The sequence below is a fragment of the Kribbella sp. NPDC056345 genome, assembly GCF_042262745.1.
Classification (GTDB): Bacteria; Actinomycetota; Actinomycetes; order Propionibacteriales; family Kribbellaceae; genus Kribbella.
In genome coordinates this window covers 1-23,733 of record NZ_JBHJQQ010000012.1, presented here as the reverse complement: position 1 = coordinate 23,733, position 23,733 = coordinate 1, and the positions used below count along the sequence as shown (strand labels likewise).

At 66.6% G+C, this 23,733-nt stretch carries 26 protein-coding genes; 12 read left to right on the top strand and 14 right to left on the bottom strand.

The window, feature by feature from the left end:
- Positions 1–23: 23 nt before the first annotated feature.
- Positions 24–1,328 carry a threonine ammonia-lyase IlvA gene (gene ilvA / locus ACFCV3_RS33040; RefSeq protein ID WP_376036767.1) on the bottom strand — a complete coding sequence of 435 codons (1,305 nt, stop codon included), beginning with the start codon at positions 1,326–1,328 and terminating at the stop codon, positions 24–26.
- Between the two features lie 230 nt (positions 1,329–1,558).
- On the opposite strand from ilvA, the gene ACFCV3_RS33035 reads away from it, so the two are divergent.
- From ACFCV3_RS33035 to ACFCV3_RS33025, 3 genes are all read left to right on the top strand, one after another.
- Positions 1,559–2,425: a hypothetical protein gene (locus tag ACFCV3_RS33035; protein ID WP_376036764.1), complete on the top strand. Its 867-nt coding sequence runs from the start codon at positions 1,559–1,561 to the stop codon at positions 2,423–2,425.
- Positions 2,426–2,532: 107 nt separating this feature from the next.
- Positions 2,533–3,624, top strand: a complete 1,092-nt coding sequence (locus tag ACFCV3_RS33030; protein ID WP_376036761.1) for an RICIN domain-containing protein — start codon at positions 2,533–2,535, stop codon at positions 3,622–3,624.
- A 10-nt stretch (positions 3,625–3,634) separates the two neighbouring features.
- Complete coding sequence (locus tag ACFCV3_RS33025) at positions 3,635–4,315, top strand: SGNH/GDSL hydrolase family protein (protein ID WP_376036758.1); 681 nt, start codon at positions 3,635–3,637, stop codon at positions 4,313–4,315.
- Here the strand turns inward: ACFCV3_RS33025 and ACFCV3_RS33020 are convergent.
- Positions 4,301–5,056 carry a nucleotidyltransferase domain-containing protein gene (locus ACFCV3_RS33020; protein ID WP_376036757.1) on the bottom strand — a complete coding sequence of 252 codons (756 nt, stop codon included), beginning with the start codon at positions 5,054–5,056 and terminating at the stop codon, positions 4,301–4,303. The two genes, ACFCV3_RS33025 and ACFCV3_RS33020, sit on opposite strands and share 15 nt — an antisense overlap.
- 34 nt (positions 5,057–5,090) lie before the next feature.
- On the opposite strand from ACFCV3_RS33020, the gene ACFCV3_RS33015 reads away from it, so the two are divergent.
- Entirely contained in the window at positions 5,091–5,327 is a 237-nt protein-coding gene (locus tag ACFCV3_RS33015; RefSeq protein WP_376036754.1) for a hypothetical protein, read from the top strand.
- On the opposite strand, the gene ACFCV3_RS33010 is transcribed toward ACFCV3_RS33015, so the two are convergent.
- The gene (locus ACFCV3_RS33010) at positions 5,328–6,230 is read right to left on the bottom strand and encodes an RNA polymerase sigma-70 factor (protein WP_376036752.1); all 903 of its coding nucleotides are present in this window, start codon (positions 6,228–6,230) and stop codon (positions 5,328–5,330) included.
- A 126-nt stretch (positions 6,231–6,356) separates the two neighbouring features.
- Here ACFCV3_RS33010 and ACFCV3_RS33005 point away from each other — a divergent pair, with 126 nt between their 5' ends.
- Positions 6,357–6,839 (top strand): carboxymuconolactone decarboxylase family protein, encoded by a 483-nt coding sequence (locus ACFCV3_RS33005; RefSeq protein ID WP_376036750.1) that lies wholly within the window; start codon positions 6,357–6,359, stop codon positions 6,837–6,839.
- 77 nt (positions 6,840–6,916) lie between these two features.
- Here the strand turns inward: ACFCV3_RS33005 and ACFCV3_RS33000 are convergent, their stop codons facing one another.
- Complete coding sequence (locus tag ACFCV3_RS33000) at positions 6,917–7,756, bottom strand: aldo/keto reductase (protein WP_376036747.1); 840 nt, start codon at positions 7,754–7,756, stop codon at positions 6,917–6,919.
- A 53-nt stretch (positions 7,757–7,809) separates the two neighbouring features.
- Here ACFCV3_RS33000 and ACFCV3_RS32995 point away from each other — a divergent pair, with 53 nt between their 5' ends.
- Positions 7,810–8,151: a MerR family transcriptional regulator gene (locus ACFCV3_RS32995; protein ID WP_376036744.1), complete on the top strand. Its 342-nt coding sequence runs from the start codon at positions 7,810–7,812 to the stop codon at positions 8,149–8,151.
- A 1,153-nt stretch (positions 8,152–9,304) separates the two neighbouring features.
- On the opposite strand, the gene ACFCV3_RS32990 is transcribed toward ACFCV3_RS32995, so the two are convergent.
- Positions 9,305–9,859 (bottom strand): AAA family ATPase, encoded by a 555-nt coding sequence (locus tag ACFCV3_RS32990; RefSeq protein WP_376036741.1) that lies wholly within the window; start codon positions 9,857–9,859, stop codon positions 9,305–9,307.
- 65 nt (positions 9,860–9,924) lie between these two features.
- A complete protein-coding gene (locus ACFCV3_RS32985) occupies positions 9,925–10,554 on the bottom strand; it encodes a DinB family protein (protein ID WP_376036739.1) in 630 nt (209 codons plus the stop codon).
- Between the two features lie 36 nt (positions 10,555–10,590).
- On the opposite strand from ACFCV3_RS32985, the gene ACFCV3_RS32980 reads away from it, so the two are divergent.
- Entirely contained in the window at positions 10,591–11,724 is a 1,134-nt protein-coding gene (locus ACFCV3_RS32980; protein ID WP_376036737.1) for an erythromycin esterase family protein, read from the top strand.
- Between the two features lie 104 nt (positions 11,725–11,828).
- Positions 11,829–15,044 carry a S8 family serine peptidase gene (locus ACFCV3_RS32975; protein ID WP_376036736.1) on the top strand — a complete coding sequence of 1,072 codons (3,216 nt, stop codon included), beginning with the start codon at positions 11,829–11,831 and terminating at the stop codon, positions 15,042–15,044.
- Positions 15,045–15,109: 65 nt separating this feature from the next.
- Here the strand turns inward: ACFCV3_RS32975 and ACFCV3_RS32970 are convergent, their stop codons facing one another.
- Complete coding sequence (locus tag ACFCV3_RS32970) at positions 15,110–16,012, bottom strand: serine hydrolase domain-containing protein (RefSeq protein WP_376036733.1); 903 nt, start codon at positions 16,010–16,012, stop codon at positions 15,110–15,112.
- Positions 16,013–16,148: 136 nt separating this feature from the next.
- Between ACFCV3_RS32970 and ACFCV3_RS32965 the strand changes: the two genes are divergently transcribed.
- A complete protein-coding gene (locus tag ACFCV3_RS32965; RefSeq protein ID WP_376036731.1) occupies positions 16,149–16,337 on the top strand; it encodes a hypothetical protein in 189 nt (62 codons plus the stop codon).
- A gap of 61 nt (positions 16,338–16,398) precedes the next feature.
- Here the strand turns inward: ACFCV3_RS32965 and ACFCV3_RS32960 are convergent, their stop codons facing one another.
- Together ACFCV3_RS32960 and ACFCV3_RS32955 are read right to left on the bottom strand one after the other, a co-directional pair.
- The gene (locus ACFCV3_RS32960; protein WP_376036729.1) at positions 16,399–17,154 is read right to left on the bottom strand and encodes a phosphotransferase enzyme family protein; all 756 of its coding nucleotides are present in this window, start codon (positions 17,152–17,154) and stop codon (positions 16,399–16,401) included.
- A 44-nt stretch (positions 17,155–17,198) separates the two neighbouring features.
- Positions 17,199–18,692 carry a hypothetical protein gene (locus ACFCV3_RS32955; RefSeq protein WP_376036727.1) on the bottom strand — a complete coding sequence of 498 codons (1,494 nt, stop codon included), beginning with the start codon at positions 18,690–18,692 and terminating at the stop codon, positions 17,199–17,201.
- Positions 18,693–18,790: 98 nt separating this feature from the next.
- Here ACFCV3_RS32955 and ACFCV3_RS32950 point away from each other — a divergent pair, with 98 nt between their 5' ends.
- Positions 18,791–19,114 (top strand): nucleoside triphosphate pyrophosphohydrolase family protein, encoded by a 324-nt coding sequence (locus ACFCV3_RS32950; RefSeq protein ID WP_376037164.1) that lies wholly within the window; start codon positions 18,791–18,793, stop codon positions 19,112–19,114.
- Here ACFCV3_RS32950 and ACFCV3_RS32945 read toward each other — a convergent pair.
- Positions 19,111–19,503, bottom strand: a complete 393-nt coding sequence (locus tag ACFCV3_RS32945) for a DUF4375 domain-containing protein (protein WP_376036724.1) — start codon at positions 19,501–19,503, stop codon at positions 19,111–19,113. The two genes, ACFCV3_RS32950 and ACFCV3_RS32945, sit on opposite strands and share 4 nt — an antisense overlap.
- Before the next feature lie 19 nt (positions 19,504–19,522).
- Entirely contained in the window at positions 19,523–20,146 is a 624-nt protein-coding gene (locus ACFCV3_RS32940) for an SAM-dependent methyltransferase (RefSeq protein ID WP_376036723.1), read from the bottom strand.
- A 417-nt stretch (positions 20,147–20,563) separates the two neighbouring features.
- Here ACFCV3_RS32940 and ACFCV3_RS32935 point away from each other — a divergent pair, with 417 nt between their 5' ends.
- Positions 20,564–20,716, top strand: coding sequence for a hypothetical protein (locus tag ACFCV3_RS32935; RefSeq protein WP_376036720.1), 153 nt, complete (start codon positions 20,564–20,566; stop codon positions 20,714–20,716).
- On the opposite strand, the gene ACFCV3_RS32930 is transcribed toward ACFCV3_RS32935, so the two are convergent.
- Complete coding sequence (locus ACFCV3_RS32930; protein ID WP_376036718.1) at positions 20,686–21,168, bottom strand: SRPBCC family protein; 483 nt, start codon at positions 21,166–21,168, stop codon at positions 20,686–20,688. The genes ACFCV3_RS32935 and ACFCV3_RS32930 overlap by 31 nt on opposite strands.
- A gap of 92 nt (positions 21,169–21,260) precedes the next feature.
- Here ACFCV3_RS32930 and ACFCV3_RS32925 point away from each other — a divergent pair, with 92 nt between their 5' ends.
- Positions 21,261–21,605 (top strand): ClpX C4-type zinc finger protein, encoded by a 345-nt coding sequence (locus tag ACFCV3_RS32925; protein ID WP_376036715.1) that lies wholly within the window; start codon positions 21,261–21,263, stop codon positions 21,603–21,605.
- Positions 21,606–21,727: 122 nt separating this feature from the next.
- Here ACFCV3_RS32925 and ACFCV3_RS32920 read toward each other — a convergent pair whose 3' ends face one another.
- Together ACFCV3_RS32920 and ACFCV3_RS32915 are read right to left on the bottom strand one after the other, a co-directional pair.
- Complete coding sequence (locus tag ACFCV3_RS32920; protein ID WP_376036713.1) at positions 21,728–22,714, bottom strand: NAD(P)H-dependent glycerol-3-phosphate dehydrogenase; 987 nt, start codon at positions 22,712–22,714, stop codon at positions 21,728–21,730.
- The coding region (locus tag ACFCV3_RS32915) for a GTP-binding protein (RefSeq protein WP_376036710.1) at positions 22,711–23,733 on the bottom strand (1,023 nt) is incomplete at its 5' end. The genes ACFCV3_RS32915 and ACFCV3_RS32920, both read right to left, overlap by 4 nt.

Genomic DNA, 23,733 nt, shown 5'->3' with positions numbered 1-23,733 from the left:
GGCGGGATCAGATCACGCTGGGGTCAGATCAAATAGCGGAACTCGGGGGAGTTCGGGTTGATGCGTTCGATGTCGAGCGGCGCCGCGTCCATCCGCGCCAGCAGGCCGGCCAGGTCGGCGGCCCGCCCGATCTCGATCCCGACCAGCGCGACCCCGGTCTCCCGGTTGTTGCGCTTCACGTACTCGAACAGGGCGATGTCGTCGTCCGGCCCGAGCACCCCGTCCAGGAACTGGCGCAGCGCGCCCGGCTCCTGCGGGAACGTCACCAGAAAGTAGTGCTTGAGCCCTTCGTAGACAAGCGATCGCTCGAGGATCTCGCTGTACCGGCTGACATCGTTGTTCCCGCCGGAGAGCAGACAGACCACCGTCTCGCCCGGCTGCACGACCAAGCCGTTGCCCAGGGCGCTTGTCGCCAAAGCGCCCGCGGGCTCGGCGATCAAACCGTCGACCTGGTAGAGCTCGAGCATCTCGCTGCACACCAGCCCCTCCGGGACCGACATCATCTCGACCCCGGCACTCGCGACCAACGGCAGCGTGACGTCGCCGACCCGACGGACGGCCGCGCCGTCGACGAAGCTGTCCAGCTGCGGCAACGTCACCGGTTCACCAGCGGTCAGTGCAGCCGCCATACTCGCCGCACCGGCCGGCTCCACGCCGACGACCCGTACGCCGGGATGCCGGGCCGTCAGCCAACTCACGACGCCGGCGATCAGCCCGCCGCCACCGACCGGCACCACCAGTACGTCGGGTGCGTGGCCGAGCTGCTGGACGATCTCGACGGCGACCGTGCCTTGGCCGGCCACGGTGCGCGGGTCGTCGAAGGCGGGAACCATCGTCGCGCCGGTCGCTTCCGCATCAGCGAGCGCTGCGGTGGCCGCGTCGTCGTACGTGTCGCCGGTGACGATCACCTGGATCTGCTTGCCACCGAGAGCTGCGATCCGGTCCCGCTTCTGGCGCGGTGTGGTCCGCGGAACGAAAACTTTTCCGTGTACGCCGAGCGCGTGGCACGAATATGCCAGGCCCTGTCCGTGGTTGCCCGCACTGGCACACACCACGCCCGCGGACTTGCTCTCGTCGTCGAGCTGCGCGATCAGGTTGTAGGCCCCGCGCAGCTTGTAGGAACGGCCGATCTGCAGGTCCTCACGCTTCAGCAGAATCTGTGCTCCGGTGCGCTCGGACAGGCGCAAATTGCGCTCCAGCGGCGTCCGGATGGCGATCCCGTCGAGCCGCGAGACCGCGGCCTCGACGGCGGCCGCACCGGCCGTTTCTGAGACGGTTGCTGAACCGGTTCTGCTGGTCGATCGAGCGACTGAACTACTGCCCTGCATGACGTTCCTTCCCGTGCATCTGCACGATCTTCGCCGTTTCGCTCGCTGCACAAGACGATCTTCGTCCAGAGTGCGGACAGACGGCTACCGTTGCGCAACGGAGCCTGATTCCATGCGTGAAACAGCCCTTCCCGGGGCAGTCTAGTTTTCATACGCTCACTCGGTGTAACGGCCAGGGCTCTGGACGAGATGAGCCGAGTCAACCGGTCAGCGGGGACTGGAGGGCACATATGGAACTGATTCCGTTCAGTCTGTGGGGCGACGCACTGTGGTGCGGACAGGAGGTCGTGCGGGAGGCTCCGCACGAGCAGGCGATTCGCAGCCTGTTCCCTGATCCCATCCCGGCACGTGGCGCAGATCTGGACACCGAGGCGGACCTCGTCCCGGAACCGCACAACAGATTCGACCCCCGATCGATCGCAGTCCGCGTCCAGGGGAAGATCGTCGGCTACCTGCCGAGGGACGACGCACATCGCTACCACCCGGTGCTTTCCGAGCTGGTGGCCCAAGGACTGCAGCCCCAGGTGCCGTGCCACCTGTGGGTGAGTGAATGGGAGCCGGCCGACTGGGTCGGTAAAGATGACGACGGCACGGAGTTCCACGCCAGTGTCGCGGTGGCCCTGGGCCAGCCGCACATGCTCGTCCCGGTGAACCTGCCCCCGCCGGGGAGCTTCCACCTGTTACCGCCCGGCAGCGGCATCGTCGTACCGGGCAGTGAGGTGCATCCAGAGGTCCTGGCACCGTTCTTCCGGGCGGAGGGCGAGTGCTGGGCGTACGCCACCATGCATGCGATCGAGGAGGAGGACAGCATCCAGGACCGGCCGCGGAACGTGGTCGAGATCCGTCTCGACGACGAACCGGTCGGCCGTCTCAGCCCCCGGCTGAGCGCGGAGTTCCTGCCGGCTGTGCACTACCTGGCCGACATGCGCGCCGAAACCGCCGCACGCGTCGCGGTCCGCGGGGACCGCACCGCATCGGAGGTGACCTTGTACGCGGCACGGAGTCATGACCTGCCGGCCACGTGGCCGGACGGCCTGACCCGTTCCCCAGTCGCGTCCCCACAATGGCACTACTGGGCGACGAAAGAAGCCAACTAGGCGGCTGCGCTGTACTCACCCCGCCCACTGGGTGGGTACAGCGGAGCTACTTTTCGAACTCCGTCGCAAGGCGTGCTTACTTGCGTGGAGAAACTTAGCCTCGAGGCATGAGACTCCGCCTCCTTGCCGTGCTGCCCGTGGTCGCCACTGCGATCTTGGTGCCGACCAGTCCGCAGGCCGCTGCTGACCTGCCCGCCGCCGACTATGTTCTGAGCGCACGGCACTCCGGTCACGCCTTGGACGTGTTCAACGGGAACACGGGCGAAGGTGAGCGAGCGATCCAGTGGTCGTACCACGGCGACGCCAACCAGGAGTGGCGTGCTGCCGTGCAGTCCGACGGGACGTACGAGCTGCAGGCTAAGCACAGCGGCCTGCTCCTGTCGGTCGCTGCGGACGGGACGAACGTCGTACAAGCGAGTGATGCAGACCTGGCCACGCAGCGCTGGCGCATCGTGACTGACCCGGTGCGTGGGAGCCGGATCGCATCGGTGGCGTCCGACAAGGTGCTGTCCGTGGCTGACGCGTCGAGGACGGAGGGCGCGCAAGTGGTCGTGTCGACCGACCAGAACGTGCCCAGTCAGCGCTGGTACGCCGACTACGTCGCAGCGGTGATGCCGCTCGGTGACTCGATCACGTACGGCAGCGGTGCATCCACTGCGGTCAGCTATCGAACGTCCCTGTGGCAGCACTTCATGGCGACGCGTGGATTCCGTCCGGACTTCGTCGGGTCGGTGTTGTGGGGGAACATCGCGGACCGTGCCAACGAGGGTCACCCCGGCTTCCGGATCGACCAGGTGCGGTCAGAGATCGACGGGTGGCTCGCACTGAACCGGCCGCGGTATGTGCTCATCCACCTCGGTACCAACGACATCAACCAGAACCACGATCTGCCCAATGCACCGGCCCGGCTGCAGGACCTCGTGCAGCGCATCACTCAGCAGGTGCCCGGTGTGACAGTTCTGGTCGCGTCGATCGTGCCGTCCCGCGACGGCGTACTGAATCAGCGCATCAACACCTACAACGCCGCTATCCCGGGTGTGGTCGACGCTGTGCGCGCTACCGGCGCAGACGTTCGTTTCGTCGGCCTGAACGCTCGGATGACGCTGGACGACATCTCGTCCGACGCCATCCACCCAACCGACGCGGGCTACCTGAAGATGGGAGACATCTGGTACGACGCGTTGTCACCACTGGTCTAGATTTACCTGCATGAGACGGCGTCTGCTCGCGGTGGCGTTGACTGTGGCGGCTGTCCTGCTGGTGGGACCGGCGGCTCCGGTCGTCCGTGGAGTGCCGCTGATGCCACTCGGCGACTCCATCACCTATGGCAACCCGGAGACCGGCGTCAGCTATCGCACGTCGCTGTGGCAGCACCTTCAGACCGGACCCCAGGTGGACTTCGTGGGTTCGGTCCGGTGGGGAAACCTGCCGGATCGGGACAACGAGGGTCACCCGGGGATGCGGATCGACGAGCTGCGGTCCTGGATCGACTACTGGCTTGTCCTGAACCGGCCCCGGTACGTGCTGCTCCACATTGGCACGAACGACGTCGTACAGGCGCATGACCTGGCCAACGCTCCTGCGCGTTTGCAGGACCTGGTGGAGCGCATCACGCAGAAGGTCCCCGGTGTGACGATTCTGGTCGCCTCGATCGTGCCTTCGTCCGATGCTGGGTTGAACGAGCGCATCAAGGCCTACAACGCGGCGGTGCCCGGTGTGGTGGATTCAGTGCGCGCTACCGGCGCCGATGTTCGTTTCATCGACCTGAACGCGCGGATGTCGCTGGCCGACATCTCGCCCGACAAGCTGCATCCCAGTGACGCGGGCTTCTTGAAGATGGGCGACATCTGGTACGACGCCTTGGCGCCGGTGATGTCAGGGCGTCCGTAGTGCGTCGTACTGCTCGGCAGACCATTCGGCGAAAGTCTCCCGGACCATTGGCAGCTCGTAGCTCTGTACGCGTCTGAGGCTCTGTCTGATCGCTTCGGGGTTACCGGCGAGGTACTGCTCGACGGTCTCCAGCAGGTCGTCGGTCGGCCAGCTGGGGAGCGGGTGGTGCTGCAGCGACCAGGTGAGGTACTTGCTGTACGGCCGGACCTGTCCGTCGAGTGCGAACACCACATCCAGGAACGGCGAGATCGCCTCGGCCGCGTCCATCCGTGCCGCGAGCAGGTTCCCGTCGCGCGAGGACTTGAGTGAGCGGTAAGTGAGGTTGATCCAGGCGTCCAGCCGCTGCTGCAGGAGCTCCAGCGTCTCCTCCGGGCTCAGGCGGGTCTGTCGTTCCACCGCCTGCGCGATGCGGCCGCCTGTCTTGTCCAGCAGGGTTGGCGCCCATGCGTAGGACCAGCGGTAGCCCCACTGGTCGTCTCCGAAGACTGCCAGCTTCTCCAGGTGCTGGAGTGTGACTGGGAGCAGTTCCAGCTCGGTGTTGCGCGTCAACGGCCTGTCGACGAGTTCCGGCGACACTACGACCAACACGTCCAGGTCCGAGCGCTCAGTCTCCAGGCCGCGCCCCGCCGACCCCGACAACACCATCCCGAGGAAGCCCTCGCCGTACTCGCTCTGGAGTTGCGTTGCGGCGTTCTCGATCAGTTCACGCCGCTCAGCCGACAGCGTCTCCGGGAACTCCATGCTGCGACCGTACCCGGCGACGTACGCTGGCCGCATGGGAGTTTCTGCCGGTCCGGCGTGCCCCGTCTGTGGTCAGGCGGGGGTACCGATCCTCTACGGCCTGCCGGGGCCTGCTGCACGGCGCGCGGCCGCCGCAGGCCGGATCAAGTTGGCCGGGTGCGTGATGGGCCCCGACCCGGACCAGTGGATCTGCCCGGCCAAGCACGAATGGCGCACCGGTGACGACGCTCAGTTCGGCGCCGCCGTCCGCGCGGCGATCGCGGCCGAGTAGCTACCGCAGCAGGGTCGTCTCCTGCTCGAGGCGCTCCAGCTTCTCCGGGTTGCGGACGACGTACATGCCGGTGATGAGGCCCTGGTGCATGTGGAAGGCCATGACCTGTTCGATCTCGCCGTCCACCCGGAGCAGCAGGCCGGGAGCGCCGTTGAGCTGAATGTTCTCGGTGACGACAACACCGGTGAGGCGTGGGATGCCGGCGCCCAGGATGCGTCCGACGCGTTCGGAGCCGACGATCGGGTTCAGGACCGCCTGCCTGATGCCACCACCGTCGCCGATCAGCACCACGTCCGGAGCCAGCATGTCCAGGAAGCCCTGGATGTCGCCGGTCTCCAGAGCTCGGCGGAACGCCTCGAGTGCACCCCGTGCCTGGGTCGACGAGACCACTCCGCGCGGTCGGCGCGCTGCCACGTGGGACCGGGCCCGGTGGGCGATCTGGCGAACCGCCTCGGGCGACTTGTCGACAGCCTGCGCGATCTCGTCGTACTCGAGGGCGAAGACGTCACGCAGTACGAACACTGCGCGCTCGGTCGGTTTGAGCGTCTCCATGACCAGGAGCATCGCCATCGACACACTGTCGGCCAGCTCGACGTCCTCGGCCACGTCGGGCGTGGTGAGCAGCGGCTCGGGCAACCACTGACCGACGTACGACTCGCGTTGCCGTCCGACCGTCCGTAGCCGGTTGAGGGCCTGCCGGCTGGTGATGCGGATCAGGTACGCGCGTGGCTCACGGACGGTGTCCAGGTCGACACCGACCCAGCGCAACCACGTCTCCTGCAGCACGTCCTCGGCATCCGCGGCCGAGCCGAGCAGCTCGTACGCGATCGTGAACAACAGGTTGCGATGGGCAACGAATGCCTCGGTCGCCGGATCCATGGCCGCCTCCTCCACAGTGGTCATAACTCCCTTCAGACACCGGTCAGCGCGATCTCGTGACAGTGGCCCTGATCACATCCGAAGCCTGTCACGGATCCGGGCCGACGCGCATCTTGTGGGCAACACCGACCACGAGAGAGGACACGCACCATGCGTATCAACCTGATGGAGACCGAACTCGGCGGCAAGCTCGGCAAGCGGTTCGCCGGCCTGGCGATGCTGATCGAGCAGTCGACACTGCCCGGCCCGCTCAAGGAGCTGGTCAACATCCGCGCCAGCCAGATCAACGGCTGCGGCTTCTGCCTCGACATGCACACCAAGGACGCCACCGCCGCCGGCGAGGACCCCCAGCGCCTCAACATGGTCGCCGCCTGGCGTGAAGCCACCGTCTTCACCCCCGCCGAACGCGCCGCCCTGGCTTTCACCGAAGAAGGCACCCGCCTGGCCGACCTCCACAAGGGAGTCTCCGACGACACCTGGGCCGCCGTCCGCGAACACTTCGACGACGAGCAGGTAGCAGCCCTGATCATGCTGGTAGCCCTCATCAACGCCGCCAACCGCATGAACGTCATCGCCCAAACCCCCGCCGGCTCCTACCAGCCCGGCATGTTCGACGCCCTCGTCAAAGGCTGAACCAGCGTGCTCGCCCTCGGCAACCCGTCGGGAGTTGCCGAGGGCCGCTGGTTCCCCAGCCGGTTTCCCAGCGGGTTTCACAGCCGGGCGAACTGTTCCTCGGTCAACCGGACCTCGGCCGCGGCGACGTTCTCCGCGAGGTGTGCGAGTGACGTCGTACCGGGGATCGGCCGCACATGCGGCGCGCGCTGCAGGAGCCAGGCCAAGGCGACCTGGGCCGGTGTCGCGCCCACCTCACGGGCCACCTCCGCGAGGACGCCGTCGGCCTTGGTGTGCGCACCCGCGCCGACCGGGAACCACGGGACGAACGCGATCCCTTCGGACCCGGTGTACTCGAGAACGTCCTCGTGCCCGCGGGTGCTGAGGTTGTAGAGATTCTGTACGGCGGCGATCGGGGCGACCTGCTGCGCTTCCCGGAGCTCGTCGACGGTGACCTCGGACAGGCCGATGCTCCCGACCTTGCCCTCCTGCTGCAGCCGCGCGAGCGTGCCGACCTGGTCGGCCAGCGGCACGTCCGGGTCCGCCCGGTGCAGATAGAGGAGGTCGATTCGCTCGACCCGCAGCCGCCGCAGGCTCAGCTCGGCCTGCTGGCGAAGGAACGCCGGGTGTCCCACCGGGATCCATTCCTCCGGGCCCGGGCGGGTGTTGCCGATCTTGGTGGCGATCATCACATCGCCGTACGGGTGCAGCGCCTGCGCGACGAGCTCTTCGTTGGCACCCAGGGCGTAGGCGTCGGCGGTGTCGATGTGCTGGACGCCGAGCTCGACCGCACGCCGCAGGACGGCGATCGCCGCCGTCGGGTCCTCCGGGCCGCGCCAGATCTCGCCGCCGCCCGCGTGGGTCAGCCGCATCGCACCGAATCCGATCCGGAAGGATTGGGCTGTCAGTGGGGTTACCTCTGCTGATGTCTGCGTCATGAACACGACGCTAGGCCGTGACACCAGTGTCAGATTCAAGAGGAGATTTCCACGTGTTGCGCATCGGTGAGCTGTCGGAGGCCACCGGAGTCAGTGTCCGCCTGCTCCGCTACTACGAACAGCAGGAGCTGCTGAGCTCCGAGCGAACCAGCAGCGGCCATCGCCGCTACCGCCCGGAAGCCGCCGACGCGGTCGGCCGGATCCGCCTGCTGCTCGACGCCGGCCTGCCTACCAGCATCATTCGCGAGGTCATTCCCTGCTTCGAAGGCGGCAACCTGGCCGCCTGCGTCGCCCAGCACCTCGACAACCACCTGGCCGAGCTGACCGACCGCCTAACCACCCTCCAGAGCAAACACCAGGCCCTCTCCGACCTGGTCGCCGCCATCCCCCGCTAACCGCGGTGTAGATCGCCAGCAGGTTCGCGAACGCCGCCGGCACACTCGCGTTGTACGCCGCCGACCCGTTGTCAGGCCCTGGTACGTCGAGGGCTCCGTAGTGCAGCACCATTCGCCGTGGCGCGTTCAGCCCGGCGATATCCGCTCGGTCGAACCATTCCAGTACGCCGGGAACGCAAGGCGCCGGCGCATTCCCCGCCTGGGCGAAGACTGCTTCGAACGAGCCCAGCGTCCCACTGGCGAAGATCGATCGCACCCGCTTGCTGAACACCGGATACGTGCACGCGAGATCTCCACCCCACGAGATCCCGACGACGTCGCAGTCCGCGTCCAGCCAGTCCTCCCACCGCAACAGATCCTCGATGGTGTCGCCCAGCAACGTCCGCCCGTGCTGGAAGGTATCCGTGAGCAGCGTGTAAACCATGTGCTCGCCCCACCGCCAGTAGCTCAAACTCTCGCCGTCCCGCTGCGCTGCAAGATCCTTGAGCGCGCCGAACCCCCGCAGCTCCGGCAGCAGCACAGTGTGCCCGGCCTTCGCTAGCTCGATCGCAAAGTTGTGGTGGTAGTCCTCGTGCACCCCATTGATCCGCAGGCACTCGTCCACCTGCCCATGCCCGTGCAACGCCATCACCACGCGCCGCCCACCCGGATTCAGCAAGTACGCCGGCACCGACAGCCCGTCCCCCACCGCCATCACCAACGCAACAACCTCAACCCCCTCAGCCGTCGTACGCCGAAGCTCAGTCACCGCGCCCGCCGAAACCCCTGCGTCAACCCCCACCACCTCCCCAAGCCTGGCGGTCGCCACCTCCCGCCACTCCGCCCAAGGCAACCCCGCCCGCCCGAACGCCAACCGCAGCCCCGCCCGAGGAGCCCGATACCTGAGCTCCAACTCCTCCGCCTTGACGAGAAAGTCGTAGTCCATCCCCCCACCCTGCCTCTCCAACCACCCAGCCGCCGCCCATTTACGCCGCACGACCCTCCGAAGCACAGGACGTATAGCCCCACCCCCCGCTCACCGACCGCCGGCCAGGTTCCCAAGTAGCCGTATACGTCCTGTCGTTCGGAAGGTCCGTCGGGAACGACACGTAGTGGTCGGCTCGCCGACCGCCTGTCCCGCCTGGATACGCAAGCCAGACGGCCGAGGTAGGTACTAGTACGTGTCCTTGGCGACGGGGAGCTGAATGCCGGCGGTGGTGGCGAGGTGGACGACTTCGTCGGTGACGGCGGAGAGGGGTTGGCGGGCGTCGACGGGGTGGGCGCCGACGGCGAGCATCTCGGCCTCCAGGCGGGGACGCCAGTCGAGGGACCACTGCAGGGTGGCCTCGGATTTGCCGAAGTCGTTGGTGCGGCTCGGGTCGGTCAGTCGCCGGCTCATCGTCAGCTCGTCGACCTGTAGGAGGATCAGCAGATCGAAGCGGACGAGGTAGTCGCCCATGTTCGCGGCGGTGCCACAGACGACCAGTGGGTGCTCGTGTGACTCCGCCAGTACCTGGTCGACGCGCTCGGCGACCCAGTGCCAGCGGTGTCGCTCAATCCACTCCATCGAGGGCGCATTCGCGGGGAACGAGACCGGGGAGCCGTCGGTGTCCTCCCAGCGAGCGAGGACGAAGTCCGCGTCGACCGATCGCAGTCCCCGGCGCCGCAGTTCCTCGGCCACCGAGGACTTGCCGGCTCCCGGACCGCCCACCACCAGCACCGACGCCATCACCCCAAACTCCCCGGATGTGTCGGTTGCCGCAACGCATTTACGGTTCACCTGTGTGGGCGGCTCTAGTACGTGTTCTTGGCTTCGCGGGCGGCTTGTTCGACTTTGGCGCGGTGGGGGGACCAGTCGGTGGTGGTGGGGGTGGGGGCGGAGCCGAGGGCTCCGTCGAGTTGTTCGCGGAGGATGTCGGCGTGGCCTAGGTGGCGGTTGGTTTCGTTGAGGAGGTGGACGAGGACGTTGAAGAGTTTGACGTCGGGGCTGGGCCACCAAGGGACATGGCCGGGGGCGTCGATGGGGAGGGCGGTGATGGTGGCGTCGGCGTGCCGGCAGGCGCGGGTGTAGGCGTTGAGGATGTCGGCGCGGGACTCGTCGGGGCGGACCCAGAGGTAGTCGCTGCTGTTGAAGGCCGGATCGTCGAAGCTGGGGATGGGTTCGGGGTAGGGACGGTCGAAGATCTGGCCGAAGTAGCGGGCTTCCGAGAGGGTGAGGTGTTTGACCAGGCCGAGCAGGTTGGTCCCGGTCAGCGTGCGGGGACGGCGGATGTCGTACTCGGACAGGCCCTCGAGCTTCCGGACCAGGTCGGCGCGGGCCCACTGGAGTGCGTCGTGCAGGTAGGCCTTGGCGAACTCGTCGATCATCTGGATCCCGTCGGTTGAAGGTTTGCGCCAGGAGCTGAGCCTGGCAGTTGTTCTCAAGATTCAATAATGTTGTTCAACGATAAAGTTGAAGATATGGATCTGCTGCAACTGCTGGGGAACAAGCCGCGACTGCTGGCGTTGGGTGAGCCGACGCATCTGGAGAACGATCTGCTCCGCCTGCGCAACGAGTTGTTCCGGCGGCTGGTCGAGGACGAGGGCTATCGGACCATCACGGTCGAGTCCGATTGTCTGATGGGGCTGGTGGTGGATGACTACGTGACCTCGGGCGTGGGTGACATCGACGAGGTGATGGCGCGCGGGTTCAGCCATGAGTGGGGTGGGCTGGCGGGGAACCGCGAACTGGTGGAGTGGATGCGGGCGTTCAACGAGGGGCGCGTGGACCAGGTGCGGTTCGCCGGGTTCGACGGTCCCCTGGAGATCAGCGGCCCGGCCAGCCCGCGCCCGGTGCTCACCACACTCCACGCCTACCTCGCCAACTGGCTCGATGCCGACCTGCTTCCTTGTACGTCGGACGCTCTCGACGACCTGCTTGGTTCGGACGAGCGCTGGACGAACCCGGCCACGATGATGGATCCGACCCAATCCATCGGGCAGACCGCTGATGCCGAGCGTCTCCAACTGATCGCAGGGGAGCTCGCAGTCCTCGTCGACACCCAGACGCCGCACCTGATCGCCGCCTCCTCCCGTGAGGACTGGCAACGCGCCCGCCTGTATGCCCGAACGGCCACCGGCCTCCTGCGTTACCACTACTGGATGGCTGACCAGTCCAACCGCCGCATCGCCCGCCTGCTCGCCCAGCGGGACGCGATGATGGCTGCCAACCTGCTCGACCTCGTCGACCGCGGGCCGACGCTGGTGTTCGCGCACAACTCGCATCTGCAGCGGGAGAAGAGCAGCATGAACATGGCCGGCGCCAACCACGAATGGTGGAGCGCCGGTGCGCTGGTCAATGCGCATCTCGGCGCGCAGTACGCCTTCTTCGCGACCGCCCTCGGCACGATGCAGCACCGCGAAGTGGACACTCCGCCGGCGGACACCATCGAGGGTGTCCTCTACGCCCAGGACCAGCAGTTGATCGATCCCCGCACCCTGACCGGATCTCTGCAGCCCAGAGTCTCCCCTTGGTTCGGGTACGCCGCGCTGCACCCGAGCCATCTCCCCAGCATCGACGGAATCGTGTTCCTCAAGGACGTCAATCCTTCCTGAGTTCGATTCGACGGCAGTCGAATTCGTGGACCCTGTCAACTTTTCGCGCCTCCCGGACATACACCTCTATGTCCACCCATCTGTGAGGACTCAGTGGAGGTGCTATGAGGAAGGGACGTAGTCGTCCCGTCGCGGCTGCCCTGGCGATAGTGGTCGCCGGGAGCGGCATGTTCGGCGGTACGGCGGCAGCGGGCGAAGCGCGAAACGACAAGCCAACGGCGCAAAAGCCGGCCGGACACGGGGTCTCCGGCGATATCACGTTGATCACCGGCGATCGGGTCACCCTGCGCGGCGACCAGCCGGCCAAGATCCGGCCGGGCAAGAGCCGGGAGAACGTCAAGTTCGTCCAGCGCAAGGAGATCAACGGCGACCTCACCGTGCTGCCGCTGGACGCGGAGGCGGCGGTGCGGTCCGGTGAACTGGACGCGCGGCTGTTCAACGTCACGCAACTGATCAAGCACGGGTACGGCGACAAGTCGCGTGCCGATATTCCGCTGATCGTCAGTGGCCCGGTGGCACTGCGGTCCGGTGCGAGCCACGCCCGCAGCCTGCCGAGCGTCGGCGGTACGGCGGTTCGGATCGGCAAGGAGGCGCCGTACTGGACTGGTGCCCGGACGGCGTTGCGCGCCAAGGGCAAGCAGTGGATCCGCCTGGACGGACCGGTTCGGGCCTTCCTGGACAAGAGTGTGCCGCAGATCGGTGCGCCCGAGGCGTGGAAGGGCGGACTGACCGGCAAGGGCACCGAGGTCGCCGTACTGGACACCGGGATCGACACCACGCACGACGACCTGAAGGACGCGGTCGTTGCAGCGAAGGACTTCACCGAGAGCGCGAGCGGTACGGCGGACAAGTTCGGCCACGGCACGCATGTCGCGTCGATCGTGACCGGGGAGGACGACGTCTACCGCGGCGTCGCGCCGGACGCCAAGCTGCTGAACGGCAAGGTGCTCGACGACGAGGGCGGCGGCTACGACTCGGGCATCATCGCCGGGATGGAGTGGGCCGCACGCTCCGGTGCCGAAGTGATCAACATGAGTCTGGGTTCGCCCTGGCCGGACGACGGCACGGACATCATGTCGCAGGCGGTCGACCGGCTGACGGCCGAGACCGGCGCGCTCTTCGTCCTGTCCGCAGGCAACAGCGGCGGGAAGCCGGGCAGTCCGGCCTCGGCCGATTCCGGGCTGACGGTGGGCGCGGTCGACCACAACGAGAACCTGGCCGAGTTCTCCAGCCGCGGTCCGCGCTGGCTGGATGATGCGATCAAGCCGGACATCACGGCGCCTGGTGTCGACATCGTCGCGGCGAAGGCCAAGGACAGCTACCTCGCGGCCTACTACCCGAACATCGGTCCGGATCACCTGCAGCTGTCCGGTACGTCGATGGCTGCCCCGCACACCGCGGGTGCGGCAGCGATCCTGGCCCAGCAGCACCCGGAGTGGAAGGCCGGTGAGCTCAAGGCCGCACTCATGGGTACGGCGAAGGCGAACCCGAAGCTGAGTGTCTTCGAGCAGGGTGCCGGCCGGGTCGACGTTGCGGCCGTCGTGAAGTCGACCGTCCGCGCCTCGGTCGGCAGTATCAGCAACGGCGTCGTGCGCTGGCCGCACAACGACGACAAGCCGATCAGCCGCGAGGTCACGTACTTCAACTCCGGCTCGGCTCCGGTCACGCTGGACCTGAGCGCAGCCGTCACCGGTCCGGACGGCAAGGCTGCTCCGGCCGGCATGTTCACCGTGTCGCCGGCCTCGCTGACCATCCCGGCCGGCGGCCAGGCGACCGCGACGGTCACCACCAACACCGCCGTACCGGGGGTCGATGGTGTTTACAGCGGCGTGGTCTCGGCCGGTGCGTTGCGGACGCCGATCGCGGTCACCCGCGAGGTGGAGAGCTATGACGTCAAGCTGAACTACATCGGGTTCGACGGCAAGCCGACGGCGAACTACTGGTTCCGGTTCGTCGGCCTCGTGGACCCGACTGTCGCCGTACCGAAGGCGAGTGATGGAAGCACCGTGACCGCACGAGTGGTCAAGGGGCAGCACTACTTCGAGAGCTACGTCGCGACCGAGGACGGCATGAAGTCGACCAACCTCGCCGAACCGACCTTCACGGTCGACGGGCCGAAGGAGATCACCGTCGACGCGCGTTCCGGCGTACCGATCGGCTTCCAGGTCGACAAGCCGGATGCGGTGTCCTCGACTGCGGTGTACGGGTTCTATCGCGACACCGTCTGGGGCGGCGACGAGTCGACCGGGCTCACCTCGGTCGGGAGCACGTTCGACGGCACGTATGTGCTGCCGAGCCGGACCTCCGCGGCACCGGCCGAGTTCCGCTACATGATGGCCGAGGTGAAGTCGGCGCCGACCAACTCGAGCTACCTCTATCAGTTGGAACGCAACGATCTCGGCAAGATCCCGAGCAAGCTGACGCACCGGGTGCACGACAGCTCGCTGGCTCGGGTGCGATCGGAGCACACCAGCACCAAGCCCGGTACGTACGGTATTCGCGACTACGTCGTCACCAGGCCGCTGCCGTTCACGCTGGACGAGTTCTACTCACCGGGCACGGAGTGGTACCCGTCGTTCGTCGAGACCACGGATCCTGAGGACTGGCAAGGCTTCGCGAACCAGTCCGTCAGTATGCCGAAGAAGTACGATCGCGGGCGGACCGTGACCGAGCGCTGGGGTCTCCCCGTCTTCGGGCCGGGCTTCCCGTCGTACCGGGAGAGCGCGGACGCCGCCGGTCGCGAGGGCGACGTGATGGCGCTCAACCTCCCGCTCTACTCCGACCAGAACCCCGGCAACTTCGGATACGCCATGGCCGAAGGCACGACCGTGCTGTCGAAGGACGGCAAGGAGGTCGCGAAGGGCGACTTCCCGGGGTACATCGACGAGGTCACGGTCCCGGCGGGCCCGGCGACCTACCAGCTTCACACCGAGGCGACCCGGGACAACCCGCTGTCGTCGCGGATCGTCGCCGACTGGACCTTCCACTCCGACACCGTCGCCGGTACGGAACCGGCCGCGCTGCCGCTGCTGGGAGTCCGGTTCGCCCCACCCGTGAACGCCTCGGCCAAGGTCCCGACTCTGGTCCCGATCACCGTCGACAACAACGCCGGCCACCGGAGCCGGCTGGGCACCCTGTCCGTCTCCCATGATGGCGGCGCGACCTGGAAACCCGCCAAGTTCTACACCGCCGGCGGTAAGACCTTCGCCCTCATCAAGCATCCTGCAGGCGCGAAGACGGTCTCCCTGAAGGCCACGGCATCCGATGCCCAAGGCAACAAGGTCGACCAGACCATCACGAACGCCTTCCTCCTGAAGTAAGGCCCGACCGGGGTACCGCCTTACCGCGGTACCCCGGTTGATGGCGGCCTGCCCGCCACCGGTTTCTACAGGAAGGGGATCAGCTCGGTCCAGATCGCGTCGAGGATGTCGGTGGTCGGCTTCTCATAGTGCGCGGTGACGGTCACGCAGGCTCGTTGGTGCGGGAGCATGATGCTGAACTGGCCGTAGATACCGTCCATCCGCCAGGCGTCGTCGCGCGTGCAGGACCAGCAATGCAGCCCGTACGACGCGTTGTCGCCGGGGCGACCGGTCGGAGTCAGCTCCGACCGCATCAGCTGCACGTAGTCCGCCGGGACGAGTTGCTGTCCGCGGAAGTTGCCGTCGTACAACAGTGTCTCGCCGAGCCGCGCGATCTCGTCGGTCCGCAGATGCAAGCCCATCGCGCCCAGCGGAAAGCCGAGCGGACACCGGAACCACTGCGGATTGCCGATCCCCAACGGCCCGAACAGCCGCGGCATCAGGAACTCCCGCAGGTCTTCTCCGCTCGCGGACGCGATGATCCGGCCCAGCAGGTAAGAGTTCGTTCCGCGATACGCGTACTGACTCCCGGGTGCGCTGCTCAACGTCGTGGCGAGGAACGCCTGCGCCGGGTCTCCGGGGTGATCAAGGTCCGGATCGTCCCACGTCAGGTCGACCCCTGCCGTCATCGACAACAGGTGGCGGACGGTCATCGTCTCCACGCCCGCTGCCGCCGTACTCGCGAACTCCGGCAGGTGGGTCAGCACAGGATCATCAAGCCCCAGTAATCCCTCGGCCCTCGCGATCCCGACGGCCACCGAGGTGAACGTCTTCGAGACCGAATAGATGTCCCGGCGATCATCGCTGACCCAGCGGAACGAGACCGCCTCCTCGCCCTCCTGCAGGACGTGAACTCCCTCCAGCCCGAGTCCGCGCTCCGCCACCGCTTGCCGTAACCCCAGCAACCCCACCCGTGCCCCGGCATCCATCCGCCAACCTTAGTCGTTGCGATGGTTGCCGGTGGCCCGGAAAAAGGCGGGAACCGGCTTCTGGGAGGCCGCGTCGTATCGCCATCAACCGCGAGGTCGCGCACGGCCTCACCCTCGGATTGCACAGGAGCTGAAGATGAGCGAGCGCAAGGACCAGGCAGCGGCGGACAAGGCGGCCGCGCTCTACCGCGCCCAGGCGAACGTCGTACCGAAGCTCGAGAAGGAAGGCCACCTGCGGGCGGCCAAGAACATCGAGAACAAGGGCGCCCGGTGGGACTCGCCCGAGGTCAAGAAGGAGTCCAAGAAGGGCTGGGGACGCGGCTAGTTCCGGCTCAGCGAGCCCAGGTAGACACTGTCTGCCTGGGCTTTCGTCGTACGACGGTTGCTCAGAGCAACGCTGCGATCCAGGCGTCGTGGTTCTGTTCGATGTACGTGGCAGTCGGTCCCCAGTAGTTGCCGTGGCCCTCGTCGTAGAGGCGGGACCACGGTTGCTCGCCGGTCCGGTGGCCGTGGATCAGTAGGTCGTACATCGCCCGCGTGTGTGCTGCGATCTGTGCCGGAAGCGCCCGCCGCTGCTCGTCGTCGAGCCCGTAGCCGTCCACCAGTGCGCGCAGCCGTGGTCCGTCCACCTGTACGTCGCCGTCCGGTGCGAACGACACGAAGCCGGTGGCGGCGTACCCGAGATCCCAGAGCCGGGTTCCGGGGCCGGTGTTGTCCCAGTCGATGAAGACCCAGCGCTCGCCGTTGCGAACCAGGTTCCACGGGGCGAGGTCGCCGTGGCAGATCAGATCCCCGCCGGCCGGATCATGAACCACCGGCCGCCAGTCTGCGTCCGCCGGCGGTTCGAATCCCTCCATCGTGTCGTGCAGCTCGCGAATCAGCCGCCCGACCCGCTGCAGCTCCTCCAGCGAGAACGGCAGCAGGGTGTCGGCCAGAGCGCCTGGGACGTACTCGAGAACGTGCCGCCCGCGCTCATCGATCCCCAGCGTGCGCGGTGCACCCTCGAATCCCTTGTCTGCAAGGTGATTCAGGACGGCCTCGACTCCCGCTGTCTGGGGTAGCGAGGGTTTCCGCACGGTCGACCCGATCCGGACGACCTCCGCGGCGACGTTCCCGCCGGTCAGCACCTCTTCGAACTCCACCCCGAGATCATGCCTCGCCACCGTGCCACCCGTCGCGCGAAATATCAGCTATGAGCGCTGGGGAGGACGTGACCGGGGAGGTTCAGCCACCACGTCGCGGCTGCTTGGGAGTCGTACGGCGTCCGTGGGTCGGCACGCAGTTGTTCGAGGGCCGCCCGCTGGCCGGTGATGCCCGCGCTGTAGGCGAGACCGCGCAGGATTTCGAGATCGGTCGGCCTGGCCAACTGCTGGGAGATGGCGGTTTGCCACCAGCCAGGTGACGTGTCGTTTCCAAGGTGAGCCATGGCGAAGGCTGCGACGCGGACGGTCTCGCCCGGAATCCCGGCAGCGGTCACAATCCGTTGGGCGAGCCGAAGCTCCGGTTCGCCGCCGAGCGCACGGAGCGCGGCGAGCACGGTCGTGCTCCATCCCGCCGGGCCCGCCAGGGTGGCCCCGAGTTCCTGGCGCAACGCGGCCGCGAGAGGTCGCCGGTACGGCGTCGCTGCGAGCGTGAACGACGCCCCGAGCCGATTGTCCGGATCCTGGTGGAACAGCAGGCACTGCACGACTTCACCGAGTACGTCGTACTCGGCCGGATCCGGACCGTCGACCTGAGCGATCGCGCGGCTCGTCACCCGGTCGACCACGTTGCGGCGCGCATCGTCCGGTGCCGCGGGCTCCCGCCGTACCGGAGGGGTTGTCGTCAGGCGCTGCACGAGGTTGGTGGACCAGGCGTCGAGAATGTCACCGGATCCGGCCAGCGGCTGGAGTACAGCCAGCACCCGGCCGCGCTGCGCCGGGTCGAGCCGGCCTCGCCAGACAGTCTCAGCCAGTCCGGCAACAGCCCCGGCCAGGGCGCGGTCGTTGGTCGGATTGTGGACCTGCGAGACCATCGCAGCGATCGAGTCGCGGTGGTCGCTGGCTCCGAGCGCCGCGACCGTGGACGTCATCGCCTGGTGGTGACGGAGGCCGGCGGCGGACGCGCAGGCGTCGATGGCCGCCGTACCGCCGGTGGGGTGATTGAACAGCCGGGCCAGGGCCTCGTAGCGCTGGGCCCACGCCGTACCGTCAGCGACCAGCATCTCCATCAGCAGGCGCTGCGCCATCGATTCCCACATCCGCGGCGGCAGGAACGCCGCCGGCCACTGCGTCAGCAGGCCGGTCAACTCGTCCCACTGGGCTCCGGTCACGATCGCGGGTGAGCAGACTTGATCCAGCAGTACGCCGGCTCTGCCGCCGTGTGCTGTCAGTTGCTGGAGATCGCCGCTGGTCGCGGTTGGCAGGGGGCGCGGGTGGCGGGTGAGACCGGGGAGAAGGTCGAATACCGCGGTCAGCTGGCCGGTCGGCAGGTGGAGTAGTTCTTCGTAGCGTTTGATTGCATCGCGCGGTACGACGACCAGTCCGGCTTCCCAGCGTTGGATGGTGGAGACGTGGACGGGCTGGACGCGGTCACCATCCGGCCACGCTCGCGCGAACACCGACCGGTTGCGGAAGCTCGTGTCCGTCCCCAGAGTCCGGCACGCGCGCAGCATCCACCCCAGCCACTGTCGGACCCGCACGACAACCCCACCCCCTCCGTCTCCAGCACAGCAGCCGTTCTGAAGCGCTGCAACACCAACGGCATGTCAGACCCGACCTCTAGAGTTGCCGCGTGGACATGAACGCCTACCAACAGGCCGCGCTGCGCACCGCTGCACCCAAGGAGAAGAAGAACGAGCTGTTCCATCTCCTGCTCGGCCTCGTCGGTGAGACCGGCGAGATCGCCGAGAAGGCGAAGAAGATCGTCCGCGACCACGACAGCGACTTCGCGCAGTGGGACCTCGAGGACCTGACGAAGGAACTCGGCGACGCGCTGTGGTATCTCGCGGTGATCGCTGACCACTTCGACGTACCGCTCGAAGATGTTGCCCAACGCAACATTGCCAAACTCGCCGACCGGCAGCAACGTGCCGTGCTCGGCGGTAGCGGCGACAACCGCTAGTTGTTGAGCGCCTCGGCGAGCCGGGCGTCGGCGTTCGCGGACGCCTCCAACTTGTAGAACCGCGCGTCCAGATCCCCCAGCATCACGTCGAGATCGTCGCTGTCGAGCTTCTCGGCGCGATCGTCCGGATCACGCGGGTACGGCGTACCGAGCAGTGCAACGGCCTCACCCAGCAACTCGGCCCACGGCGACCCCAATAACCGCGGCAACGCGCTCATCGCCGTCAAAGCGGTGTCACCACCGAAATACCGAAAATACGAGTCGAATCCCCCCGAGTTGACCTCCTGCCGGAAGTCGCAAACAGCAAGCACCTGCCGCTCCCGCTCACTCAGCGAGGACCTGTCCGACTCCGTGTACTGCTCATAAAAGGCCCACACATCAATGGTCACCTTGCGAACGGTACGACACTCACCTTTTTCGACGGGCTATGACCCGCACCAGGCCGAGTGATCGGCCATCATCGGCCCGAAGCATTTGCGCCTCCTCCTGAGTCGGCAGACCGCTGTCCTGATCGCAAGCTTCGTTCCACTGCAACCAGTCCCGCCACCCATCAGGCAACCGATCCGCGACCTCAACGGTGACCAGCCCAGTCTTCTCCCAATGCCGTCGCCACCAGCCGGCACTGTGCCAAGCACAGAAGTCCCACTTCCAGTACGGCGCCAAATGCGGCGGCGGCAACGTCTCGTACTCCTCAGCCAGCCCAGGCTGAACAATCCCGATCTGCCCACCAGGCTTCACGAACCGCGAGTAGTAGCCGAGGTAAAGGTCGTCCGTCCCGAAGTAGTGATAAGCGCCGATACTGACGAGCGCATCGAAGAACCCCTCAGCAAACGGGAGGCTGTGTGCTTCCGCATAAATCGGATGAACCAGATCCGCAGTGTCGGCCTCGCTCGCGCGCCGGGAATTCTCGTCCGGCTGTACCCAAAGATCCGTCGCCCACACCTCCACCCCGAACTCCTTCGCCAGGAAGATCGAACTGAGCGCCGTACCGCACCCCAGATCAAGCACCCGCATCCCCGGCTCGAGCGACATCACCCCACTCAAAGCCTCCGCCTGCCACACCGGGTTGGGCCCCATCCCACCCGCAACCATCCACCGAGCCGAATACCCCGCCGCCCGCGGATACCGCCCATTCCTCAGCAACAGTTGAAGCTCACCATCATCCACACAACCAACCTCTCCCCACCCCACCCGCCCCTGCAACCGCTTATTCAGCACACGCGATGGCAAACCGCCACCACGACATCTCCGGCCCTCTCGGCACAGCCTGGCAACTACACAAAGCCTGGCCCACCAGCCACCTGGTAGTAGCAGACGACGCCGGTCACTTCGCCGGCACCATGACCCAAGAACGACTCAAAGCCTTCAACACCACGAGCCATTCGCGGTCGCGCTTTCTACCTGACCGAACGTCTTTGGGAGTTGTCGGCGGGCCTTCCTGTTGAGCAGGTGCCGATCGATGACATCAAGGAGTTCGCCGAGGACTGCTGGTTCGGGGGCGCGGCAGTCACCTGCATCAACGGCCTGGCGACGATCAACGCCGTTCGCTTCGTAGTCGACCCAGAGCCCGACTACTCCGAGTGGGAATCCGATTCCGCGTAGCGGTTCAACGTGCTCGTCCAGAGGCGCGAGATCACGCGGTTCATGGGGCTGTGATGGAGCAGGAACAGCATGATCCTGTCCCGTGTACGGCGGGGGTCGTTGGAGCTCCATTCGACCTGAAGCCGGCTACCGCCATCAGCTGCCGGCGCGATCCGGACCGAACCCGAACCATGGCCTCCGTAGCTGCTCTCTTCCTCCGTCCACCGGACCACCGTGGGATCGGACCAGTCGTACCGGGCGACGACCCAGAAGGGAGAACCGGGCGTGCTCTCCCGAGCCACCGCCCACGAGTCTCCGAGCCCGCGCACCTCGAACGTCTTCGGGTCGAGCGTGCGGTTCCAGATCTGGACACGACGATCCGAGAAATCGGTCAAGGCGCGGAGAACCTGCTCAGGTGACGCCCGAGTGGTCACGTGGAATCGCACCCAATCAGTTGACCACCCACCTCCCATCGCGTCCAGCTAGCGGGCTCTTGACTCCCCGAATCCGTCAGGCTTAGCCTGACAAATGTGTCAGGGAAGTCCTGACAGAATTGGGGTCCGTCATGGCGGTAACCGTGATGTGTTGCTCCTTCTGCGCGAAGGACAAGAGCGAGGTGGAGCGGCTCATCGCCGGCCCCGCGGTTTTCATCTGCAACGAGTGCGTCGCCCTTTGCGAGCAGGTGCTGAGCGACCAGCCCACACAGCCGTTCCCACCATTGGACGGCAAGAGCGACGAGGAGCTGCTGGCCGACGTAGCGCGGCTTCACCTCTCCCGAGGCCAACTCGAAACCGCCGTACAGCAACGCGTGCAACTCCTCCGCTCCCGCTCCGTCACCTGGGCGCGGATCGGCGAAGCCCTCGGCATGAGCCGCCAATCCGCCTGGGAACGCTTCTCCGGCGAGGAGTGAGGTGCTGCGGTCACACCTGTACCTCGTACTGCTCGGAAACCGCGCACTCGAGGCAGCTGTGGATCTCGACGATCACCTCGCAGGAACTGAAGCGTTCTGCCTTGTCGGTAGACGGTGCGGGGTCAGAACGACGACCGTGCCAGGCGGCCGACCACTTCGTTCGGGTGTTCCCGACCTTCGAGCACTCGGGCCACGCCACTAACGACGGGCAAGTCGACGCGGTGCCGACGGGCGAGTTCGAGTATGGACGCGCAGGATTCCACGCCCTCGGTGAGCTGCTTGGAAGCCGCGGCGAGGTCCGCATCGGCCAGCCCTCGTCCCAGTAGCTCACCGAACGTCCTGTTCCGTCCTTCCGGCGAGATGCAGGTCGCGACAAGATCCCCGAGTCCGGCGGGCCCGGCGAAGGTCTCCGGATCCGCACCGAGCGCACGTCCTAACCTCGTGATCTCGTACAAGCCGCGGGTGATCAGCACGCTCGCGGTGTTGGCTCCCAGGCCGAGGCCGTGCACCATGCCCACGGCCAACGCGATCACGTTCTTCGTCGCGCCCCCGATTTCGCAGCCAATCACGTCCTGACATACTGTCAGCCGGTATCTCAGCGAGGTCCACTCCGCGCAGAGATCTGTGGTGAGCTGGTCGTTGGTGCCGGCAAGGACTCCGACGGCGGGCTGCCCGGCTGCTATTTCCTGGGCAAGATTTGGGCCCGTGACCACGAGGACTCGATCCAGACCGACCCCGGCAACTTCGGTGATGACCTGGCTCATCCGCATCGCCGTTCCTGCCTCGATGCCCTTCATCAGGCTGACGATCGGAACCCCTGGCCGTATCAGCGGTGTCCACGTCTTCAGGTTGTCTCGCAGGACCTGACTAGGGACAGACAGGACGATCACATCGGCATATTCGGCTGCTGTGGCTGGATCGGTGGTTGCCGTGATGGCGTTGTGCAGCCGCAGGCCGGGCAGGTAGTCGCGATTCTCGTGCTCTTTGTTGATCCCATCGCAGACTGACTCGCGTCGGCTCCACAGTACGACCCGGCCTCCGGCCCGTGCGATCACCATCGCGAACGTGGTTCCCCAAGCACCCGCACCGAATACGGCAACCGTCCTCATCGCGACTCCTCCTCGTCGATCATGCCTGCGGCCAGCGTCCATCCATCGTGGGCGTCGATCAGCAGGAAGGATCCAGTGATGGTGTTACTGGAGTACGGGTCGGTGGCGAGTGGTGCGGCGATTTTGAGCTGCACTTTGCCGATGTCGTTCAGGTTGAGCCCGGCGGCGTCGAGGACGCCGAGTCCTTTAAAGTCCAACGCTGTCAGATCGAGTACCCCGGCGATCTTGGTGACGATCGCTTGGGCCGTGGTGGTGGTGTGTTTGATCAGCAGCCGGGCGCCCACGGTGAGTGGGCGTTCGGACAGCCAGGCCACGGTCGCGGACAGTTCGCGGCGGGTGCCGGGGGATGAGTCGGCCGCGACGATGACCGAGCCGCGGGCGACGTCGAGGTTGTCGGCGAGCCGGACCGTGACCGCTTCACCAGCGACCGCGCTGGGTCGTTCGGCGACGGCGGTGGTGGTCGCGGTGACGACTGGGCGGTCGATGCCGGCGACCGTCGTACGACGTCCGGCGGGGAGCACGATGACCTGGTCGCCGACCGTGACGGTGCCGGAGGCAACGGTTCCGGAGTAGCCGCGGTAGTCGCGGTACTCGTCGTCGGTCTGCGGCCGGATCACGTACTGCACCGGGAAGCGCAGCGCGCGGCCCGAAGTATCGGTCCGGCCGGTCGCGCTTTCGAGGACCTCGAGCAGCGCGGGCCCGTCGTACCAGGTGGTGTTTTCGGAGCGTTGGACGATGTTGTCGCCGATGAGTGCGGAGACCGGGATGGTTTTGAGGTCGGCGATGCCGAGTTGGTCGGCCAGTTGCCCGACTTCTTTGGCGATGCCGGTGTAGACGGCTTCGTCGTAGCCGACCAGGTCGATCTTGTTGACCGCGAGGACGACGTGTGGGACGCGGAGCAGGGCCATCACGGCGAGGTGGCGCCGGGTTTGTTCGAGTACGCCGTGGCGTGCGTCGACGAGGATGATGACCACGTCGGCGGTGGAGGCGCCGGTGACGGTGTTGCGGGTGTACTGCAC

Bases quoted from the DNA above. Each gene is read 5' to 3' on its own strand.
- ilvA (WP_376036767.1), bottom strand. From the start codon at position 1,328: ATGCAGGGCAGTAGTTCAGTCGCTCGATCGACCAGCAGAACCGGTTCA.
- ACFCV3_RS33035 (WP_376036764.1), top strand. From the start codon at position 1,559: ATGGAACTGATTCCGTTCAGTCTGTGGGGCGACGCACTGTGGTGCGGA.
- ACFCV3_RS33030 (WP_376036761.1), top strand. From the start codon at position 2,533: ATGAGACTCCGCCTCCTTGCCGTGCTGCCCGTGGTCGCCACTGCGATC.
- ACFCV3_RS33025 (WP_376036758.1), top strand. From the start codon at position 3,635: ATGAGACGGCGTCTGCTCGCGGTGGCGTTGACTGTGGCGGCTGTCCTG.
- ACFCV3_RS33020 (WP_376036757.1), bottom strand. From the start codon at position 5,056: ATGGAGTTCCCGGAGACGCTGTCGGCTGAGCGGCGTGAACTGATCGAG.
- ACFCV3_RS33015 (WP_376036754.1), top strand. From the start codon at position 5,091: ATGGGAGTTTCTGCCGGTCCGGCGTGCCCCGTCTGTGGTCAGGCGGGG.
- ACFCV3_RS33010 (WP_376036752.1), bottom strand. From the start codon at position 6,230: ATGACCACTGTGGAGGAGGCGGCCATGGATCCGGCGACCGAGGCATTC.
- ACFCV3_RS33005 (WP_376036750.1), top strand. From the start codon at position 6,357: ATGCGTATCAACCTGATGGAGACCGAACTCGGCGGCAAGCTCGGCAAG.
- ACFCV3_RS33000 (WP_376036747.1), bottom strand. From the start codon at position 7,756: ATGACGCAGACATCAGCAGAGGTAACCCCACTGACAGCCCAATCCTTC.
- ACFCV3_RS32990 (WP_376036741.1), bottom strand. From the start codon at position 9,859: ATGGCGTCGGTGCTGGTGGTGGGCGGTCCGGGAGCCGGCAAGTCCTCG.
- ACFCV3_RS32980 (WP_376036737.1), top strand. From the start codon at position 10,591: ATGGATCTGCTGCAACTGCTGGGGAACAAGCCGCGACTGCTGGCGTTG.
- ACFCV3_RS32975 (WP_376036736.1), top strand. From the start codon at position 11,829: ATGAGGAAGGGACGTAGTCGTCCCGTCGCGGCTGCCCTGGCGATAGTG.
- ACFCV3_RS32970 (WP_376036733.1), bottom strand. From the start codon at position 16,012: ATGGATGCCGGGGCACGGGTGGGGTTGCTGGGGTTACGGCAAGCGGTG.
- ACFCV3_RS32965 (WP_376036731.1), top strand. From the start codon at position 16,149: ATGAGCGAGCGCAAGGACCAGGCAGCGGCGGACAAGGCGGCCGCGCTC.
- ACFCV3_RS32950 (WP_376037164.1), top strand. From the start codon at position 18,791: ATGAACGCCTACCAACAGGCCGCGCTGCGCACCGCTGCACCCAAGGAG.
- ACFCV3_RS32940 (WP_376036723.1), bottom strand. From the start codon at position 20,146: ATGTCGCTCGAGCCGGGGATGCGGGTGCTTGATCTGGGGTGCGGTACG.
- ACFCV3_RS32930 (WP_376036718.1), bottom strand. From the start codon at position 21,168: ATGGGAGGTGGGTGGTCAACTGATTGGGTGCGATTCCACGTGACCACT.
- ACFCV3_RS32925 (WP_376036715.1), top strand. From the start codon at position 21,261: ATGGCGGTAACCGTGATGTGTTGCTCCTTCTGCGCGAAGGACAAGAGC.
- ACFCV3_RS32920 (WP_376036713.1), bottom strand. From the start codon at position 22,714: ATGAGGACGGTTGCCGTATTCGGTGCGGGTGCTTGGGGAACCACGTTC.